19 protein-coding genes are annotated in these 18,300 nt (G+C 42.3%); 14 read left to right on the plus strand and 5 right to left on the minus strand.

Annotated elements, in window-relative coordinates; translation table 11 throughout:
• Positions 1-57 precede the first annotated feature (57 nt).
• A complete protein-coding gene (locus GQR93_RS13890) occupies positions 58-1,218 on the minus strand; it encodes an RNA-guided endonuclease TnpB family protein (RefSeq protein ID WP_159298815.1) in 1,161 nt (386 codons plus the stop codon).
• Between the two features lie 598 nt (positions 1,219-1,816).
• Here GQR93_RS13890 and GQR93_RS13895 point away from each other — a divergent pair.
• The 5 genes from GQR93_RS13895 (at position 1,817) to GQR93_RS13915 (ending at position 5,249) form a co-directional block, all read left to right on the plus strand.
• Positions 1,817-2,560 carry an SDR family NAD(P)-dependent oxidoreductase gene (locus GQR93_RS13895; RefSeq protein WP_003550717.1) on the plus strand — a complete coding sequence of 248 codons (744 nt, stop codon included), beginning with the start codon at positions 1,817-1,819 and terminating at the stop codon, positions 2,558-2,560.
• 206 nt (positions 2,561-2,766) lie between these two features.
• Positions 2,767-3,723 carry a zinc-binding dehydrogenase gene (locus tag GQR93_RS13900; protein WP_080544189.1) on the plus strand — a complete coding sequence of 319 codons (957 nt, stop codon included), beginning with the start codon at positions 2,767-2,769 and terminating at the stop codon, positions 3,721-3,723.
• Positions 3,724-4,007: 284 nt separating this feature from the next.
• The gene (locus GQR93_RS13905; RefSeq protein WP_225430352.1) at positions 4,008-4,325 is read left to right on the plus strand and encodes a hypothetical protein; all 318 of its coding nucleotides are present in this window, start codon (positions 4,008-4,010) and stop codon (positions 4,323-4,325) included.
• A gap of 132 nt (positions 4,326-4,457) precedes the next feature.
• Positions 4,458-4,823, plus strand: a complete 366-nt coding sequence (locus tag GQR93_RS13910) for a hypothetical protein (protein ID WP_225430353.1) — start codon at positions 4,458-4,460, stop codon at positions 4,821-4,823.
• Between the two features lie 39 nt (positions 4,824-4,862).
• Complete coding sequence (locus tag GQR93_RS13915) at positions 4,863-5,249, plus strand: hypothetical protein (protein ID WP_003550724.1); 387 nt, start codon at positions 4,863-4,865, stop codon at positions 5,247-5,249.
• Between the two features lie 69 nt (positions 5,250-5,318).
• On the opposite strand, the gene GQR93_RS13920 is transcribed toward GQR93_RS13915, so the two are convergent.
• Positions 5,319-5,867 carry a phosphoribosyltransferase family protein gene (locus tag GQR93_RS13920; RefSeq protein WP_187117511.1) on the minus strand — a complete coding sequence of 183 codons (549 nt, stop codon included), beginning with the start codon at positions 5,865-5,867 and terminating at the stop codon, positions 5,319-5,321.
• Positions 5,868-5,870: 3 nt separating this feature from the next.
• Positions 5,871-6,947, minus strand: coding sequence for a guanine permease (locus tag GQR93_RS13925; protein WP_035444155.1), 1,077 nt, complete (start codon positions 6,945-6,947; stop codon positions 5,871-5,873).
• Positions 6,948-7,223: 276 nt separating this feature from the next.
• On the opposite strand from GQR93_RS13925, the gene GQR93_RS13930 reads away from it, so the two are divergent.
• The 9 genes from GQR93_RS13930 (at position 7,224) to GQR93_RS13970 (ending at position 17,119) form a co-directional block, all read left to right on the plus strand.
• Positions 7,224-8,090, plus strand: a complete 867-nt coding sequence (locus GQR93_RS13930; RefSeq protein ID WP_003550729.1) for a DUF3737 family protein — start codon at positions 7,224-7,226, stop codon at positions 8,088-8,090.
• Positions 8,090-9,262, plus strand: coding sequence for a MalY/PatB family protein (locus tag GQR93_RS13935; protein WP_003550730.1), 1,173 nt, complete (start codon positions 8,090-8,092; stop codon positions 9,260-9,262). The genes GQR93_RS13930 and GQR93_RS13935 overlap by 1 nt, the downstream gene beginning before the upstream one ends.
• A gap of 493 nt (positions 9,263-9,755) precedes the next feature.
• Positions 9,756-12,005 (plus strand): ribonucleoside-triphosphate reductase, adenosylcobalamin-dependent, encoded by a 2,250-nt coding sequence (gene nrdJ / locus GQR93_RS13940; protein ID WP_003550732.1) that lies wholly within the window; start codon positions 9,756-9,758, stop codon positions 12,003-12,005.
• A gap of 230 nt (positions 12,006-12,235) precedes the next feature.
• Positions 12,236-12,511 (plus strand): hypothetical protein, encoded by a 276-nt coding sequence (locus tag GQR93_RS13945; protein WP_003550735.1) that lies wholly within the window; start codon positions 12,236-12,238, stop codon positions 12,509-12,511.
• Positions 12,512-12,606: 95 nt separating this feature from the next.
• Positions 12,607-13,143, plus strand: a complete 537-nt coding sequence (locus GQR93_RS13950; RefSeq protein WP_003550737.1) for a cob(I)yrinic acid a,c-diamide adenosyltransferase — start codon at positions 12,607-12,609, stop codon at positions 13,141-13,143.
• 14 nt (positions 13,144-13,157) lie between these two features.
• Positions 13,158-13,847: a FadR/GntR family transcriptional regulator gene (locus tag GQR93_RS13955; protein WP_003550738.1), complete on the plus strand. Its 690-nt coding sequence runs from the start codon at positions 13,158-13,160 to the stop codon at positions 13,845-13,847.
• Between the two features lie 69 nt (positions 13,848-13,916).
• Positions 13,917-15,116, plus strand: coding sequence for an MFS transporter (locus GQR93_RS13960; RefSeq protein WP_003550740.1), 1,200 nt, complete (start codon positions 13,917-13,919; stop codon positions 15,114-15,116).
• 115 nt (positions 15,117-15,231) lie between these two features.
• A complete protein-coding gene (locus tag GQR93_RS13965) occupies positions 15,232-16,659 on the plus strand; it encodes an MFS transporter (RefSeq protein WP_225430354.1) in 1,428 nt (475 codons plus the stop codon).
• A 58-nt stretch (positions 16,660-16,717) separates the two neighbouring features.
• Positions 16,718-17,119, plus strand: coding sequence for a hypothetical protein (locus tag GQR93_RS13970; protein ID WP_225430355.1), 402 nt, complete (start codon positions 16,718-16,720; stop codon positions 17,117-17,119).
• A 7-nt stretch (positions 17,120-17,126) separates the two neighbouring features.
• Here GQR93_RS13970 and GQR93_RS13975 read toward each other — a convergent pair whose 3' ends face one another.
• Both GQR93_RS13975 and GQR93_RS13980 read right to left on the minus strand, forming a co-directional pair.
• Positions 17,127-17,573, minus strand: coding sequence for a GNAT family N-acetyltransferase (locus tag GQR93_RS13975; protein WP_003550746.1), 447 nt, complete (start codon positions 17,571-17,573; stop codon positions 17,127-17,129).
• A gap of 256 nt (positions 17,574-17,829) precedes the next feature.
• Positions 17,830-18,285: a hypothetical protein gene (locus GQR93_RS13980; protein WP_003550747.1), complete on the minus strand. Its 456-nt coding sequence runs from the start codon at positions 18,283-18,285 to the stop codon at positions 17,830-17,832.
• Between the last annotated feature and the right edge of the window lie 15 nt (positions 18,286-18,300).

Here is an 18,300-nt window from a genome sequence, read left to right on the forward strand (position 1 = left end):
CATCGGTATGCCGAAAACCTAACTTACAGAACTCCGCTCTTTTACCACGGCTAGTTCCTAGCCAATAGCTTTTAGTCCGCAATTAAGGATATTAACTGCCGCATTAATATCTCGGTCGTGATGCGTCCAGCATTTAGAACACGTCCATTCCCGAATAGCTAAGGGCTTGGGGCCGTCATCCTGACCGCACGCTGAACAGATTCGGGAAGTATTCCTGGCGCTTACCACTACTAATTGCTTACCATACCAGGCACACTTGTATTCAAGCATAGTCCGGAATTGAGACCAACTGGCGTTCGCAATTGACTTGGCGAGGTGGTGATTGCGCATCAGATTCTTGGTTTTCAAATCCTCAATCACAATCACATCATAGTTTTTAACTAAGTCCGTCGTCAGTTTATGCAGGTAGTCCTTGCGCTGGTTGGCAATTTTAGCTTGATAACGCGCTTTGGTCATTTTAGCCCGTTGCCAATTTTGATAATCGTTGAGTGCCATTTTGGATAATTGATGGTGGTGATTCCATTGGCGCATCGCGACAGTTGCCCGCTGCTTGCGCCGACTAAACTTCGATTGCCAACGCGTCGCTTGCTTTTCGAACCACTTAGCCTTGAAAGTCCCGTACTTAACTCCATTGGAAGTAATCGCTAAATCGGCAACGCCCATATCCAAGCCAACCCTCTGGTTGGTTTTCGGCAAGTCGTGAACTTCGGTTTCGACCTGTAAGGAAAGGTAGTAGCGGCCCGTGGCATCATGACTCACCGTGTAACGCTTAATTTTGACGTCGGTTAATTGGTTAGTCTTGCTGGTCCGAATACTCCCGAGTTTAGGCAATCTTAAACGCCGCTTAGCTTCCACAACGCAGATTGATTGCCCGGTGTAGGCTTGCTTAGCGCTATGGCGGGACTTGAACCGCGGATGACCACCCCGATGTTGAAACAAGTTCTTAAACGCAAGCGTGAGGTTATGGTTAACCACAAATAAGCTGGTAGAGTCACTGGCTTTGAGGAAGGGGTACTCTTGCTTAAGCCGTTTAAGCAGATAATTCATATCGTATTCGCCAACAAACTGACTTTTCGGGTTGTTTTCATAACGTTTATTAGCCATCGCTAACATTTGATTCCAAACAAACCGCTCGTTGCCAAATAGTTGCCATAATTGATCGATTTGTGCCTGGTTAGGGTATAACCGTAGCTTAAACCCTTTAACCACTTTGGTCACTGGGATGCCTCCTCTCTTTATTGTTCTCTCTCTGGTGCCAATGTTTTTAACATCACCACTCGTTGACCACCAGCGACGATCCTTTGGTTGCCAATCACTAGTCGGTAGCTCCTAAACACTGACAGAATTCATACCGTTTAGGCACGCTTACTAGTAGCTGGACCTAATCAGCTTGACCAATCTTCAGATGAACAATTCCAAAACCGGGTTCATCGGCGGGTTTCGTCAACCAGGCGTTTGAAAACTTTCTCAACGGGCTTGGTTAAAGTCTAGTTCCCCATGTGTAATGATAATTCGCGTTATGAAACGAAGTTTGGTCATACGTTAATTGATTCGTACTTCTTGCAATAAATATTATAGCATATTAAGAGTGCTACTGTATACGTAGATTCATAAAAACAAGGAAATTTATTGGCAGGTAATTATCGTTTATTAGCCGTAAAAACGGGGGCAATTCATCACGTCCTTAAAAGAACGTGTTTTCTTTCCCTATCTCATAAAAAACCAAAGCACATTTTAATTGTTAATAAATATGTAAGCGATTACAATATGGCTGTAGAGACAGTTAGTCACTAGACACGGAAAGGACGTGTTCGGTATGGCAAGATTCGATAATAAAGTTGCCATCGTAACAGGTGGCGCATCCGGTATCGGTTTGGAAACCGTCAAATTATTCTTAAACGAAGGTGCCAAGGTCGTTATTGGTGACTTTTCAGATAAGGGCGACGACGTTGTTGCCGGCCTAAATGCAGGTGGTAACGCCTTATTCGTTAAAACCAATGTGACCAACGAAGACGACGTTAAGAACCTAATCAATAAAACAGTTGATGCATTCGGTCATTTGGATATTATGTTTGCCAACGCCGGTATTGCAAACGACGCTAACATTACAGAATTGCCACTGGATAAATGGCAAAATACCATCAACATTAATTTAACCGGTGTTTTCCTTTCAGATAAGTACGCTTTGGAACAAATGCTCAAACAAGGAACCGGTGGCGCCATTGTCAATGCGGGTTCTATTCACAGTCTGGTTGGGCTTCCTAACGTAACGGCCTATGGCGCAGCTAAGGGTGGCGTTAAGATTCTCACTCAAACATTGGCTGCAACCTATGCAAAGCAGGGTATCCGGGTTAATGCAATCGCCCCTGGATACATTGACACCCCGCTGCTGAGCAAAATCAACCCCGGACTAAAGGAAAAATTGGCGCAGCTTCACCCACTCGGACGTTTAGGAAAACCTGAAGAAATTGCCAAAGCTGTGGCGTTCCTGGCAAGTGACGATGCATCGTTTGTGATCGGTGCAACGTTGGTAGCGGATGGCGGCTATACGTCAGTATAGGAACTGAGTTTCATAAGAAACCTATCACGGCACAAACATTTCAATCAGGTAAATATGACGACAGGGAAAGACCGAGACACATATTCTATTTGTGTCTCGGCCTTTTACTATATCAAAAACACTCTTCCACCCCAAAAGGCTCGACGTCTCTCAACGAGCGTGATAATGTTATCTATAACCATTTCTATTTAAGGAAGTGAAATCAAATCAAAGCACTTTATTTCGACCGTTTCGGCGGTCCCGAAGTCTTACAGTACGGGACTTTGCCAGACCCGTCTTTATCAGATAACGATGTCTTGGTTAAAATGTCCTATATAGGCCTTAATTTCGCTGACATTTATCGAAGAAAGGGAACCTATCATATCGAAAAAAGAGTCTCATCCCCTTACATCGATGGCTACGAAGGACTGGGAATGGTGATTGCAGTTGGTAAAAAGGTTACAAAGCATCAGCTTGGAGAAAAGGTCTTTTTCGTAGATGTACCGTTTGCGAACGCTGAATTAGTGGCAGTTCCGGAAGATCATGCCATTGAAGTCCCAAGCGATCTCGATAATAAAGTAATCGCGTGTGCAGGATTGCAGGGACTGACCGCCGACTTTCTGGCTCATGATTTGGGCAGGAATCGACCGGGACAAAACGTTTTTATCCATGGCATTAGTGGTGGAGTCGGCCAAATTTTATCGCAGATGCTCACAGCAGATGGTATCAACGTTTATGGTGTGACTTCAACTAAGGCAAAACAAAAAATCGCACTTAATCAGGGGGCCAAAGCCGTTTTTCTCAGAACGGATCCCTGGCTTCAGAATTGGCTCGAAAGATTCGATACCGTTTATGATGGCGTTGGCATTACTTTGGAGCAAAGTATTGAATTACTTAAACATCGCGGAAATTTGGTTTTCTTTGGCATGGCAGGCGGTAATCCTCCAAGAGTCGATTTGGTGACGTTATTATCTCAATCCAAAAGCATCTTAACCGGCGATCTGTGGGATTATCTAACCGATTATTGGGAAAGAATTGCACGCAGTAAACGCCTATTCAACTACTTTACCGATGAAAAAATCAAAGTCAGTGAACCCACGGTTTTCCCTTTGAAAGACGGTATTCTTGCCCACAAGTTACTGGAATCAGGAAATAATGTTGGAAAAATTTTGTTAAAACCTTAATTAAGCAGCTTGGCATTATCATTAATGCAAGCCGTTTTTTATTTCAAATATATTCTTGACATGTTTTAAAAGAACTTTATTATAATAACTATGGTCAAATATAATGAACACCGTCATTATAATTGTTAAAATTTTATAACACTTAAACGACTTTTGTTCATCTAGGACATAGCTTTTTAGCAATTCATTTGACAAGCACACATAAACCAACTACCTTGCAATTAGCAGCAATCCTGTTAATAACTGCTTATCATCCATCATTAACCACAGAAGGGGTTTAAAAATTGAGTCTTGCAATCGACATTTTTATCACACTCTATGCTCTACTCACCATGGCTGCAGCCATTGCACATCTTCTCAGTAAAGACATCTCGATTACCCTCATTGTTGGGTTATTTCTATCCGCTTTCATTACTTTGACCAGTTTGATGATTTCTTCCAGGTTGCTTTCACTTGATACCCTCTTACTCGGATTGCTTGGTATTTCAGTTTTTACACTGGCAAATGGCTACCATCTTTATGGTCGACCACACTGGTCACATCATCTGATTCGATTAGTGGTCCACATTGCCATCTTCGTCATTGCACTCATGACATGGTAGAACCACCAGAACCAACCTGATTCAAAGATCCATTGTCAAGTTGCGTGGTTCAAATAATGAGTGTTATCCTGTTTTATAGTGACATATATTCTGATGGGGAACTTTAAATCATTTGATGAAAGGAGCTTCCTCTTGAAGATTCAATGGCGCTACGGCTTGATTAACAATGCCTATTTGCTTGTCACTATTGCCACCGGGTCACTTATTTATCCATTGTCAGACAAGGGACTTTGGTTTCTTCTAACCATTCTTATCCTATTTATCATTTCATGGTTAACCTATAGTTTGATATTTCAGCGGTCATATTTAAGACAACATCCTGAAGATAAAGCAAGTCACCATCAATTGAGAGGTCTTGGTATGATCATGACCGTCATTGTCACTCTCTTAGCATTACTGTTGATGTTAACAACCAATGCGTCAACATTAACCTTCTGCTGGATCATTTTCACATTGCCATTTATTAGGGATTGCTTATCGGTCCTAAAAACAGATTAACGTTTAGCATGTATTTTAGAAAGAAGTCGACTTATTTTTATGAAGATTGAATGGCGTTACAGCCTGGTTAACAACCTGCCGCTTATTGCATTGTGGCTTACTTTTTTGGCATTTAACGGATTAAGTCCCCGGGGATGGGATCGGGTTTCGGTTCCGCTCGTTGTTCTTGGTGGATTTTGGTTGGTTTATTACCTGTTATTTGAGCGATCATACTTTAAACGGCATCCGGAGCAACGACCGGGAAACCACGTTATTTCCGGGCTTGGCTGGATTATGACCTTTTTAATTGTCATGATTGCCGTTATCGTATTACTTAAGTTTAACAATTCAATGATCGCAAGCCCTGCCATTTTACTGGGTGGCTTTGCTTTAATCAGTCTGATACGGGATTCGTTATCCGTCAAAAAGCTTTCAGTTGAAAAATAATATAGCAGCTAAACACTGCAAAATAGCCTATGGTCGATTCAAGTTGACCATAGGCTATTAATTTAACGGCTATATTCTCTGAAACAACGGTAACTTCTCCAAATAAAGAATGTCGTCACGTTTGGCGGCGTCCCCTTCTGCCAAAATAGCACATTTAACCAAAATGGTTGCGCCTGCTTTTTTAAGAAGCTTCTCAGCAGCTTCAAGCGAGCCGCCGGTTGAAATAACATCATCAACTAACACAACCCGTTTGCCACGAAGATAATCGGCATCATGACCATCCAGTACCAGGTTCTGCTGACTTGCAGTCGTGATTGAATCGACGGAAACTTCAAGCGGTGACGCCATATAAGCCTTGACACTTTTTCGTAACACGATGAACTTGGGGTGATCACTCACCCGGCTCAACTCCTCTGCCAACGGAATTCCCTTGCTCTCCAGCGTAACGATACAGTCAAACGGTTCCGAAATCTTGTCTGCCAATTTAGCTGCCGCATAATGGGCCAACTCGGAATCCCCCAACAGGACGAACGACGCAATCGCAGTCGTTTCATTAATTGGGATAATCGGTAATGTTCGTTTTAGTTTTCCAATAGTTAATTCGTATGTTTGTTGCATCATTTAGACCCCCAAGCCAATCAACGGCAAAACAAATTTCAACACGGCACCTGTCATCAACCCGGCAAACGGGTCAATGATCGCTGTCACAACCAACGTCAACGCTGCTATAACACTATCTGAACCCTGCATGGCAGCCGCAGCATTTTCAGGAAAAATAACAACCGCTCCCAAAATCAGCAGGAAACCGGCAATTGATGCCGCCGGCACATACTTACCTATTTTAGGCAGCCAACCGGCAAATAAAATAACGGCCATGATTAACATCATCATCACACCTGCGATAACAGGTTCGGGTGCGCTGGCAGTCGCGGAAATAATCGTTTCAACCGGCGCTCCGCCCAGTAAACTGGTTCCCATATCCGCAAATGCCTGTGTACCGGTCAACAAATTCAAGTTAACCGGATTTGGCTTAATCCCCGTCATCTGACCGGTAATTAGGCCATACGAAATATTGGCGCCAACATTCAAACAAGCCAGACTCAATGCCCCTCGAACCACTCGAGGGTTCAAAATCGGTTTTAAAAACCGGAATCTGCGTTCAACGACGTTTGCCGGCAATTCTGCCCGATAATGGATACCGAAAACAGCCGCTAAACTTGACCCAATCACCGAAAGGGCAATTGTCCAGACCAAATCTTTAGTGAACAAATAAGTCAAAATGGCAATCGCAATGGATGACAATCCAGCGACCCGTTCCTTTCGAGCCATATTAACAGCGATCTTAGCCAACATGATACCAACACCTGCCATCATCCCAGCCATAATACTGCTCCCAAGTACGTCCACGATTTTTGTTAAGGTACCGGTTACCCCAATAACCGCCATAATCAATGATCCGCCAAAGATAATCGAGGTACGTTCACGGGTTGTCTCACCCAAATTTCCCGTTAATGCCAAAGACTCCGCTTGAAACGAAATGGGTGCGACCGAGCCGAACGCTCCGTTAACTGCTGAAGCAAAAACAAACGAAAACGTTGTGGGAAAAACCGCAAATCCCAAAGTCATCGCCATAATTCCCTGAGGAATGCCGTTTAGCACCACACCAATTGCGGCGAGAAAATCTGCCAGCCAATGCATCGAATTCATCCTCCTAAATGCGAATAATTATTGTGTTTGTTTACATATAGTTCGTTTATATCTATTATAATAACTTATTTCAAGGCTATAATCCAACTATTTTTAGTAAAGCATGAACTTTTCTCCCGATATCCTTTTTAAAGTTCGGTCATTTAACCATGTCCACAAAAAGATCCCAGTCCATCCCCATATCCCATGTAGCACGATCATCTGATTAGGGTTACCATAAGCATATATTCAATTAGCAAGCACATTACCAAGGAAGGGACGACTTAAATGAAAGAATACCGAAACAAATACTTCGACGGCGAACGGCCGCTCTTTGCCGAACATGATGCCAATATTATCGGGACAACGTTCGGTAAAGGTGAATCCCCACTTAAAGAAAGTCGCAATATTAACCTTAAAGATGTCATTTTTAAATGGAAATACCCACTCTGGTACACGAGCCACGCCAAAGTCGACCATACTATTTTGGAAAAAATCGCTCATGCCGGTATCTGGTACACACACGATATCGAAATGACCAACTGTTCAATTCAGGCAACCAAAACTTTTCGGCGCAGCAGTCACATTAAATTAGTCGATGATCATTTTTCAAACGCTGCCGAAACCCTTTGGAACTGCGATCACATTACGATCGACCACGTTCAGGCCAATGGGAGTTATTTTGGGATGAACAGCAGTGATATCTATATTGATCACCTCGATCTTATTGGCAACTACTGTTTTGACGGCGCAAAAAACGTTGAAGTTCATCATTCTACCCTGGTTTCAAAAGACGCATTTTGGAACTGTGAAAACGTCACGGTTTATGATTCTGTCATTAATGGTGAATATTTAGGGTGGAACACGAAGAATCTGACACTGATCAACTGTACAATCGAAAGTGATCAGGGCTTGTGCTACATTGATCACTTGACCATGCGCAACTGTCGTTTGATGGAAACCGATCTGGCCTTCGAGTATTGTTCCAACATCGATGCAGAAATCAACTCAACTATCGTGAGTGTTAAAAATCCAATCAGTGGTAAAATTCACGCACACTCAATTGGAGAAATCATTATGGATCCAACCAAAATCGATCCAAGTAAAACAACCATCACAACCGACACTAAAATCACAAAAAGGAAGTCAGCATAATGTATGATTTTAAATCAATTATCCCCCGCCGTAACACCGATTCGGTCAAATGGGACGTCAAACCCAACGAATTGCCGATGTGGGTAGCCGACATGGATTTCAAGGCAGCGCCGGAAATCATTGATGCCATGCAGAAGAAGGTTGCTTTTGGTATTTTTGGTTATGAAGAACCCCATGCTGACTATTTCAATGCCGTTGCCGACTGGTACGCTACCGAACACCACGCCCGGCCCAAAACGGCGTGGATGCTATTCTGTACAGGTGTCGTCCCATCTATTTCATCAACTGTTCGCCGTGTCAGTAACGTCGGTGATAACGTTGTTGTCCAAGCACCGGTTTATAATATTTTCTACAATTCAATTATTAATAACGGCCGTCACATTCTATCAAGCGACTTGCTTTATGATTCCGCCAACCACCAATACAGCATTAATTGGCAGGATCTGGAAGCCAAGTTGGCTGAACCGTTAAGTACCATGATGATTCTATGTAATCCCCATAATCCGGTCGGCAAAGTCTGGTCCCGAGATGAACTGATTAAAATCAGCAGGCTTTGTATGAAATACCACGTCACGTTATTCAGTGATGAAATTCATGGTGACTTGGTGTGCGGCAGCCCTGAATACACCCCTATTTTCTCTTTGCCGGATGATTTGATTCAGAATACCATTGTCAGCGTTTCTCCAAGCAAAACGTTCAACGTGGCCGCACTGCACGCAGCTACCCTCATTGTCCCCAACGAAGGACTGCGAAACATTGTCAATCGTGGTATCAACACCGATGAACTTGGTGAGCCCAACTTATTGGCAATCCCCGGTACCATTGCCGCTTATACAAAGGGACATCAATGGTTGGCCGAATTGAAACAGCAGCTTACCCGAAATCGCGATATTTTTACAAATTATTGTGAACAGTTCATACCGCAGATCAAAGTGATTGCGTCGAATGCGACTTATTTGGTTTGGATAGACTGTAGTACTATTACCCGAGACTCATCCCAACTGGAAGACTTTATCCGTCAGGACACCGGTCTCTATATTTCTGCCGGCTCTGTGTATGGCGGCAACGGCAATCAATTCTTAAGAGTTAATATTGCCTGCCCCGAAACAACGCTTCAGGATGGTTTAAAACGTCTTAAAAAGGGAATTGAAACGTATATCAATCAGAAATAAGTAAAATCACTCATAACCGGAAGGGGCTGAGACAAAAGTCATTTTGTCCAGTCCTTTTTAATTTCATCACGATGATGACCGAGCAAAAATAGCTATGCAATTTTCCCGTCATTCTTATCCAATAGCGCTTATTTTTGCCTTGTTTCCTTCCGAAAAAATCGGTAAGATGGATGTTGCACGGATTTAGTTAAATCAATCATTTTGATTGACACGGTAAACAAAACAATCCGTTGGCTACACCAGATATCGTTGTGGTCAACCCATTGAAAACACAATACTTATGGAAAATCCATTAAATAACAGATAGTTGTTTTAAGACAACGGAGCGTTAAATTTTTTTCGATGGCCGTCAGCCCTTGCCAGTACAAGGCTGGCGCACTCATCTGCTGAATTTCTCCGGACACAATATATTGATTATCCTCTCTCGTCGAGATACTATATATAGTGTTAACTCGAACGAAATACGAGAATCAAGAGTACGGGAGGAATCGTTATGCAAGCAATGAAACTTTCATCAGTTTCACTCTCTGATGAATTTATAAACCAAATTAAAAACGAAGTCACACCGCACTGGGGCGAACTAGGCTGGGTTACATACAAAAGAACTTATGCTCGTTGGATCCCAGAAAAGCAGCGGACAGAAAATTGGGACGAGACGGTTAAACGGGTAGTTGAAGGAAACATCAACCTTGACCCGCGTCTCCACCAAAACAATGTTGATCCACAAGTGATCAGCGAATTAACCGATGAAGCCAAGAAGCTTTATAAATTGATTTACGGATTGGCCGCAACACCTTCGGGCCGTAATCTTTGGATTTCAGGTACACCTTATGAAGCACGTAACGGTGACGCATTAAATAACTGTTGGTTCATTGCTGTACGGCCACAGCCATACGGTGACAGCCACATCGTGCCCGAATACCTTAAAAAGGATCAACCAGCTGTTTCAATGCCCTACTCATTCATGTTTGATCAATTAATGAAGGGCGGCGGTGTCGGTTTTTCTGTCACTAAAGAAAATGTCCACAAGATTCCGCTGGTTGACAACAAAGTCAACCTGACTGTTGTTATCGATAAAGACAGTGAGTCATACGCTGATTCACTTAAGATGGGAGCCGTTGATAAGGACGACTACTTCAAGAACCACTCAATCACGGATGCCGCTTATTATCGTCTACCCGATACCCGTGAAGGTTGGGTATTATCAAACGCTCATCTAATCGATTTACACTTTAAATCAACCAATCCCAAGAACCAACAAAATCTGGTCCTTGATATGAGTGATATTCGACCAAAGGGCGCTAAGATCAAAGGATTCGGCGGTACCGCTTCAGGGCCAATGCCTTTGATTGAGATGCTCTTTGATATTAATGGCGTCCTCAATAATCGTGCCCGTCGTCACCTTTCATCAGTTGATATGACCGATATTGGTAATATGATCGGGAAAACGGTTGTTGCCGGAAACGTTCGTCGTTCGGCCGAATTAGCATTAGGCTCTGCCGACGACGAAGATTTCATTACAATGAAACAAGATAAAGAAAAATTGTATCATCACCGTTGGGCTTCCAACAACAGTGTTGCTGTTGATTCCCAATTCAGCAACTACGGTCCGATTGCCGATTCTATTCGTCACAATGGCGAGCCGGGAATCGTTAACTTGGAACTTTCCAAGAATTATGGTCGTAAAATTGACGGCATTCAAAAAGATATTGATCCAAACGTCGAAGGGACGAACCCTTGTGGTGAGATTTCACTTTCAAACGGTGAACCCTGCAACTTGTTTGAAGTCTTCCCTTACGTTGCCAGCCAACAAAATTGGAATCTTGGTGAAGCCTTTACTTTAGGTACTCGTTTCTCCAAGCGGGTTACTTTCAGTCCATATGACTGGGAAGTTTCTCGAAAGGCGATCAACAAGAATCGTCGAATCGGTATCTCAATGTCCGGTATTCAAGATTGGATTCTAAGTGAATTAGGCAACCGGGTTGTTACAGGCTACCAAGATGCCAAAGATCCGGAAACCGGTGAAACCATCAAGAAGCCGATTTATGATCAACGTGCTATCGATAAAGTAGACGGTCTGTATAAGGCAGTTGTTAAAGCCGATAAGGATTACTCCGATGAACTCGGCTGCAACACGTCAATTAAGCATACAACCGTTAAACCATCCGGTACTGTTGCCAAATTAGCAGGTGTTTCAGAAGGAATGCATTTCCATTATGCCCCATACTTGATTCAACGAATTCGATTCCAGGATTCAGATCCGTTATTGCCAGCCTTAAAGGCATGCGGCTACCACGTAGAAAAGGATATTTACTCAAAGAATACAATGGTTGCCGAATTCCCAATTCGTGCGGCGCATGCTGACAGTAAGAAATTTGCTTCAGCAGGTAACGTTTCAATTGCCGAACAATTTGCAACCCAAGCTTTCTTACAAACCTATTGGTCCGATAATGCGGTTAGCTGTACTGTTACCTTCCAGCCCGAAGAAGGAGATCAGATTGCCCCGCTAATGCACCAATATCGTTTCACTACCAAGTCAACATCTCTTTTGCCGTACGTTGGTAATGAATTTAAACAAGCGCCCAAAGAACCAATCGACACCAAAACCTACGAAAAGAAGGTTATGCAGATCCATGGTGATGTTCAGCGTGTCTTCAATCAGTTGAATGATAACCACGATCAAAAGGGTGCCGAAATCATTGGTCAAACCGACTGCGAAGGCGGCGCTTGCCCAATCAAGTAAGCTGTTAAAATGATATCAAGTCATTCTTCACCCACGAAACAAACCCGAATTTTAAATGATCAATTCTAAACTGATCATAAAAAAACGGAAACCCGCATCAAGGTTTCCGTTTTTACATACCCGTATCGGTTTTACTGAAAGTTTACAATGATTAACCGTTGGTTTCTTGTCGAATTATCCAACTCGCGTTATCGTATAAGTATTATTTGTATAAAGCCAGGAGGATTATTTTGCACCCATTTAAAAAATCAGAAAAAGAACGTGAAGACTTTTTAAGAAATATCCGCTTTATTGATCGCCGTGATTTTCAACGATTTGAACCGGATCCGAATGAAGAACCGCTTAAAGAACTGGTTCGAATTAAGCGGGTTCGCCGAGAGTATCATCACGAAATCAGGAGGGAAAAAGGAGAAATGCGCATCCTTCACCTTAAACTCTTCTTGCTGGGACATGAAGGATTCATCAAGTTTATCCGCCATCTCATTACAGGGAGGAGCCTTCCCTAACCTTCCTTTGACAATTTTTAAAAAAGGTTCGCCAATTCATCGAATTTCGCTTATTATTAAATTACTTACTTTTCATTAAAGGAGCATTTCTCAAGATGGTTAAAATCTACACCAAGGTTGGTGACCATGGTCAAACCAAACAAGTAACCGGAAAAATGGTGCCCAAGTATGACTTACAAATTGAAGCCCTGGGCGCAATCGACGAACTCGATTCGTGGGTTGGTTATGTTATTTCAATTCTGTCACCAAAAGCCCAATCCTTAGCACCAAAGCTCAAAACGATTCAGCGAAATCTGTACGAACTCCAAGCTGATATTACCGTCAAACGCCATCATAACATTTCAACATCGGATACCAAACAACTTGAAACGGAAATCGACGACATTATGGCAAAACTTCCCATTATTAAAGCCTTTATCCTTCCAGGTGGCAATCCTTCGGGGGCTGCATTACAGTATGCACGGGCTTTGGCACGAAAAGCAGAACGTTTAGTCGTTGAATTAAACGATAAGAAGCAGCCTTTAAACGGCGACATTTTAGAATATCTAAATCGCCTTTCTGACTATCTATTTGCATTAGCTCGTTATGCTAACCTTCTGGAAGGCTATGACGAAGAGAAAAGCAAACTGTAACGGGGTGTGATACAGTGCCAGTTAAAGATCATAAACAATTTAAACCACTTAGTCTTGTTGACCAGGTTTCTCAACAAATCCAAGAAGACATTTTAACCCATCAATTGGCCATTGGTGACCGTCTTCCAACGGAGCCCAAATTAATGGCCCGTTTTAACGTTGGTCGCTCAACCGTTCGTGAAGCGATGAAAGTTTTGGTTAATCTCGGCTTAATCGAAGTGAAACAGGGTAAGGGGACGACCATTATCAACGATACCCTGCCCGATCAGACAATTTCATCGACATTGAAAAATGCGCCGGTTATTGAAGCCTACGAGGCACGAAAAGCTTTGGAAGTCGGCATCGTCGACTTAGCATGCCATAATCGTAACGCAACGGATCTCAAAGCCATGAACTACTATTTAGAGATCCGTTCAGCAGCCGCAAAGCTTCATTCACTCGATGCGTACCGCCATGCTGATGAGCAATTTCATGAAGCTATTACTGAAGCTACTCACAATTCCGTCATCACAGATATCTACACTGATTTTTGGAACTCATTTAAGGATCGCTTCGGTGCAGGCTTCACCAAAACAGAACTTTATCACGAGCAGTCCATTATTCATCAAAACATTTTGGAGGCTATCAAACAGCAAGATCCCCACCAAGCAGTTTACTGGATTGAAAAAAATATTACTTTATTGGAACAAACGGTTAATGATTGACCATTTGTTTTTAAAGTAAACATCAGATGATACGATGTTTAAAGTGAGAAAAAATTTGGAGGTCATCAATTGAATACGAAACGGCAAGGTATCAATTTTACATTCGAGGTCTTCCTGCTGGCCGCAAACCTGCGACTGGCAATCATCGGAATTCCACCGATCGTCACAAAAATTCAATCATATTTTCAGCTGACAACTGCTCAGACAGGTGTCCTGACAACTATTCCACTACTTTGTTTCGGTTTTTTATCAGCCACAACCGCACCGATTATTCGAAAGCTCGGCACAAAACGGACGATTGAATATGCGTTACTCATGCTGGCAATTGCAAATCTGCTTCGTACATATGTCAATTGGGGCATGTTTCTTGGAACAATCTTTGTCGGTGCCGGGATTACTATGCTAAATGTCTCATTACCGGCATTGATTGTTGAACGCCATCCTGAGCAATCAACTAAATTAAACGGTGTTTATACCGCATCGATCAATCTTCTTTCAGCAATTGTAGGTGGCATCGCTGTCCCTGTTGCCAACGCCATTGGTTGGCAATTCACCGTTCAGTTATTTTCTATTCCCGCACTGATTGCTTTTCTTGGGACACTTATGTTGCCACATCAAGCAACGAGACCCCGGAAAAGAACTGCCACTGATCACCAGGAAGTAACCGGAAAAGCAGCTGCGACACCTATTTGGAAACGGGGACATGTCTGGCTATTGGCAATCTTCATGGGGCTTCAATCCCTCATTTTTTACACCATTGTTGCCTGGTTGCCAAGTGTTCTAACTTCGCATGGCTTATCAGCCACAACGGCCGGCCTGTTATTTTCAATCTTCCAAATCATCGGTGCACCGTTCGCTTATCTTGTCCCACGGGCAACTACCAAGGCATCAAACTTAAAATTGCTGATGGTTTCCTTACTGATCGGCTACTTATCCGGTATCGGTATTCTGATTATGTTCAACGCCACTTGGCTGCTGATCCTTGCCTGCATTATTGTCGGCATCACAACAGCATCTATTTTCACGCTCTCACTATCAATGATTACCACTATCTCTACCACACCACAGGAAGCAGGTTCCGTCGGCGGCATTGTTCAATCGATCGGCTACCTGATTGCCAGTGTTGGTCCAACGATGTTCGGTGTCATTGAATCGACGCTTGGAAACTGGTCACAAACACTCATTATTTTAATAACCATTTCTATTATTAATATTTTAGTTGGCTTTGTTCTGATTAAAATTGTTCAAAAAAATCATTTTGTTTACTAGATAAGTTTAAGGAACGCCATTACGGGTTTCTTTTTATGTTTCATCGTTATTTAGATATTATCTGTTATTTTGAAGTATGCTAAGAATAGCCTCTAATTTTAAAGAAGGAATCAAAATGACAGCTAAAAATAAGTCTCTTAAAATATGGTGGATCTTTACCGCAATTTCCATTTTTTCATTTATGTCCACACTGACCAGCAGTGTCGTCAACATCGCCATGCCGGTCATGAGTCGTGCAATGGATGTCACGACCACCCAGATCAACTGGGTAGCTTCAAGCTACTTGGTTATGACCTGCATGTTGTTACTGCCATTTGGAAAGCTCGGCGACCTATATGGAAAAGTATCCGTTTTTAAAATCGGCACAGTCATTTTTACAATTAGCTCACTTCTTTGCGGCATAAACTTTGGATTTACTTTCTTACTGATCTGTCGAGGCTTTCAAGCCATAGGTGCCAGCATGACACTAAGTAATAACGCCGGCATTATTACGGAAATCTTTCCACCGAAAAAACGCGGTTTGGCACTTGGCAGCTTTTCTTCGGTTGTTGCTCTTGGAGGGGTTGTTGGGCCGGGATTGGGCGGTCTCATTTTAGCGCATTTATCATGGAACTATATTTTTTGGATTAATATCCCCTTGGGAATTTTGGCAATTATTATCGGTCAACTGTTTTTGCCCAAAACAGCTAATCGACAGAACCAGCAAATTGATTATCTAGGGTTGGTTTCATTTGGCATTATGATGGGCACACTTTTTATTGGTTTGTTATGGGGGCAAGAAATCGGATTTGCCAGTTTACCGTTTATTTTGCTCATGATTGTAACCATCATTTTATTGACCGTCTTCATCTTTACAGAAAGGCGCTTTAAAACACCGGCAGTTAATCTTGATTTATTCAAAAACGTCAATTTCTCATTAAATTTAATTGCGACAATTTTGGTTTATGCGCTAAACTTTGTTGTCAATATCATTGAGCCCCTTTATTTACAGGAAAATCGATTAATTTCACCGGAAGTAACCGGCTTAATTATGATGAGTTTTCCAATTATTCAAATCATTATTGCACCCTTGGCAGGCACCCTGTCCGACCATATGGGTGATTGGCAGGTTTACATCGCCGGCATTATCATCCTGATCATCGGGCAGGTCGGGTTGGCAACTGTTTCCCATGAAACATCCATCAGCACTTTATGTATCTGGTTGGGATTCATTGGTTTGGGTAACGGTATTTTCCAAGCACCCAACAACGTCATGGTCATGGAAGCCGTTCCTAAAAGCCAACTGGGAGTCACCAGCGGATTATTGGGATTATCCAGGAATATCGGTATGACAGTCGGCACTATTTTTTCAAGCGTTTTGCTGTTTGCCGGCATTAATCACGCACTTGGCTATACAGTTCATAATTATCCAACTCATGCGCCCACAGCTTTTATCACGGGCATGCAACTAACATTTATTGCAACAGCCATCGTCTTCTTCATTTTTTTAATCGGAAACGTTACCGCAAGAATTGTGCACAAACAAAGACCCTTCACTGCTTGACCTTGTCACTTTAAGGTAGAATAAATTAACATACTTTTAATAACGAGGAGTGATTGACGTGTCTAATATTTTATTATCTTCACGAGCATTTAAAACAACCGCAATAACGGATGCTTTTCACAATCTATTAATTCATTCTGCTAATAACGCCCCTTCCATTACCGTTATTGTTAATTCTGTAAAGGAAGGGAAAATGCACCCTAAGATTATTGAGCTTCAACAAAGATTAAAACAATTGGGATTCAACGACGTCACATTATTGGATGTTCTTCATGACGACCTATCCGCAATTGGTGCGACCAAAATTCGCATCTATCCGCACTTTGATCAACACATCCAACTTGATCCGCAGTTAGCTACTAAGCTCCGTCATTGGGAAATAGTCAAAAACCAAACAATTACTCGACTAACCAATCAAGAGGCCCTGCTAATCGAAAATGACCGGGTGATTAAGCTATAAAAACTCTCTAAATATCCATATTCAGCCACTCACCGGTTTGCTCAAATCCGAATTTTTCGTACACCGGCCGACCAAGTTTCGAAGTCCCAAGCCATAATTTCGTGACACCTTTCTTTTTGGCCTCATTCACTAATTGATGGAGTAATCGTGTCGCAAGTCCTTTACCGCGATAGCTGTCCGCCGTATACATATTGGTAATATACCCCTTGACACCGGATTGATTACTATAGGTTGGCGGAAACTGCTGAAAGTAGATTGCGGCCGTCGCAATAATTTGCTGCCCATCCAGAATGAGATATTCAATCAGGGAACCCTCCGCAATCGTTTTCTTAAAAAAGGATGCCAGTTGGGAATCAATCGAAACATCCGGTTCAATTCCTTCATCAATTAATTGCTGTTTACGAATTTGGCTTATTATTTTAATATCTGCCAAAGTTGCCTTACGAATATCCATCTTGGCACGCTCCTCTCAACTCGTCTTATATGATTATTATAGAATAAGTTATCCTTATTTGTGATTATGCCGACAAGTTTAATGTCAAACTGTCCGCCGAAAATAAGAAATAACCGGCACAAAAAAACAACTCAAGATTAAAGCAGCGGGAATGATACAACCAATTTTCCCGATCTGCTTTATTCTTGAGTTATTTTCATTTAAATCACTTTTGGCTAAGTAGAAATCAAGTTACCCCAGTCAAACAATATCCCTGTTATTTCTTATAGAAATAGCCAACGTCCAACCTTGGTTTACCATATTCCCTGTCAATATGATATTTATACAATGCCGATTTACCATGATGTTTAACCGGTTTGAAATAAAGTGATTCTTTAGATTCCAAGAGTTTCAAATCCCAATAACCATGCTTGTTCGCTTGCTTGGAGACAGTAAATAATGAATATTTATTTTTGGCGGATTTAGCTGTTTTTACATGGAATGTCATTGGTTTTGACTTCCAATGACCGTCAACTGTCGCACCTTCCTGCAATGTATATTTGGTCAACTTATACATAACCGGTACATGCTGATACTTCCCATACCAAGACCCACGCAGAACTTGTGGAATTGGGTTAACCTCGGTTGCAGCCTGAGCATTTCCCGATGTGAGGACCGTAACCCCCACACCAAACGTTGCAGCCACCAGCAAAACAGATTTTGTTAATGTCATTCAATTAAACCTTCT

Source organism: Lentilactobacillus hilgardii (assembly GCF_009832765.1).
Lineage (GTDB): Bacteria > Bacillota > Bacilli > Lactobacillales > Lactobacillaceae > Lentilactobacillus > Lentilactobacillus hilgardii.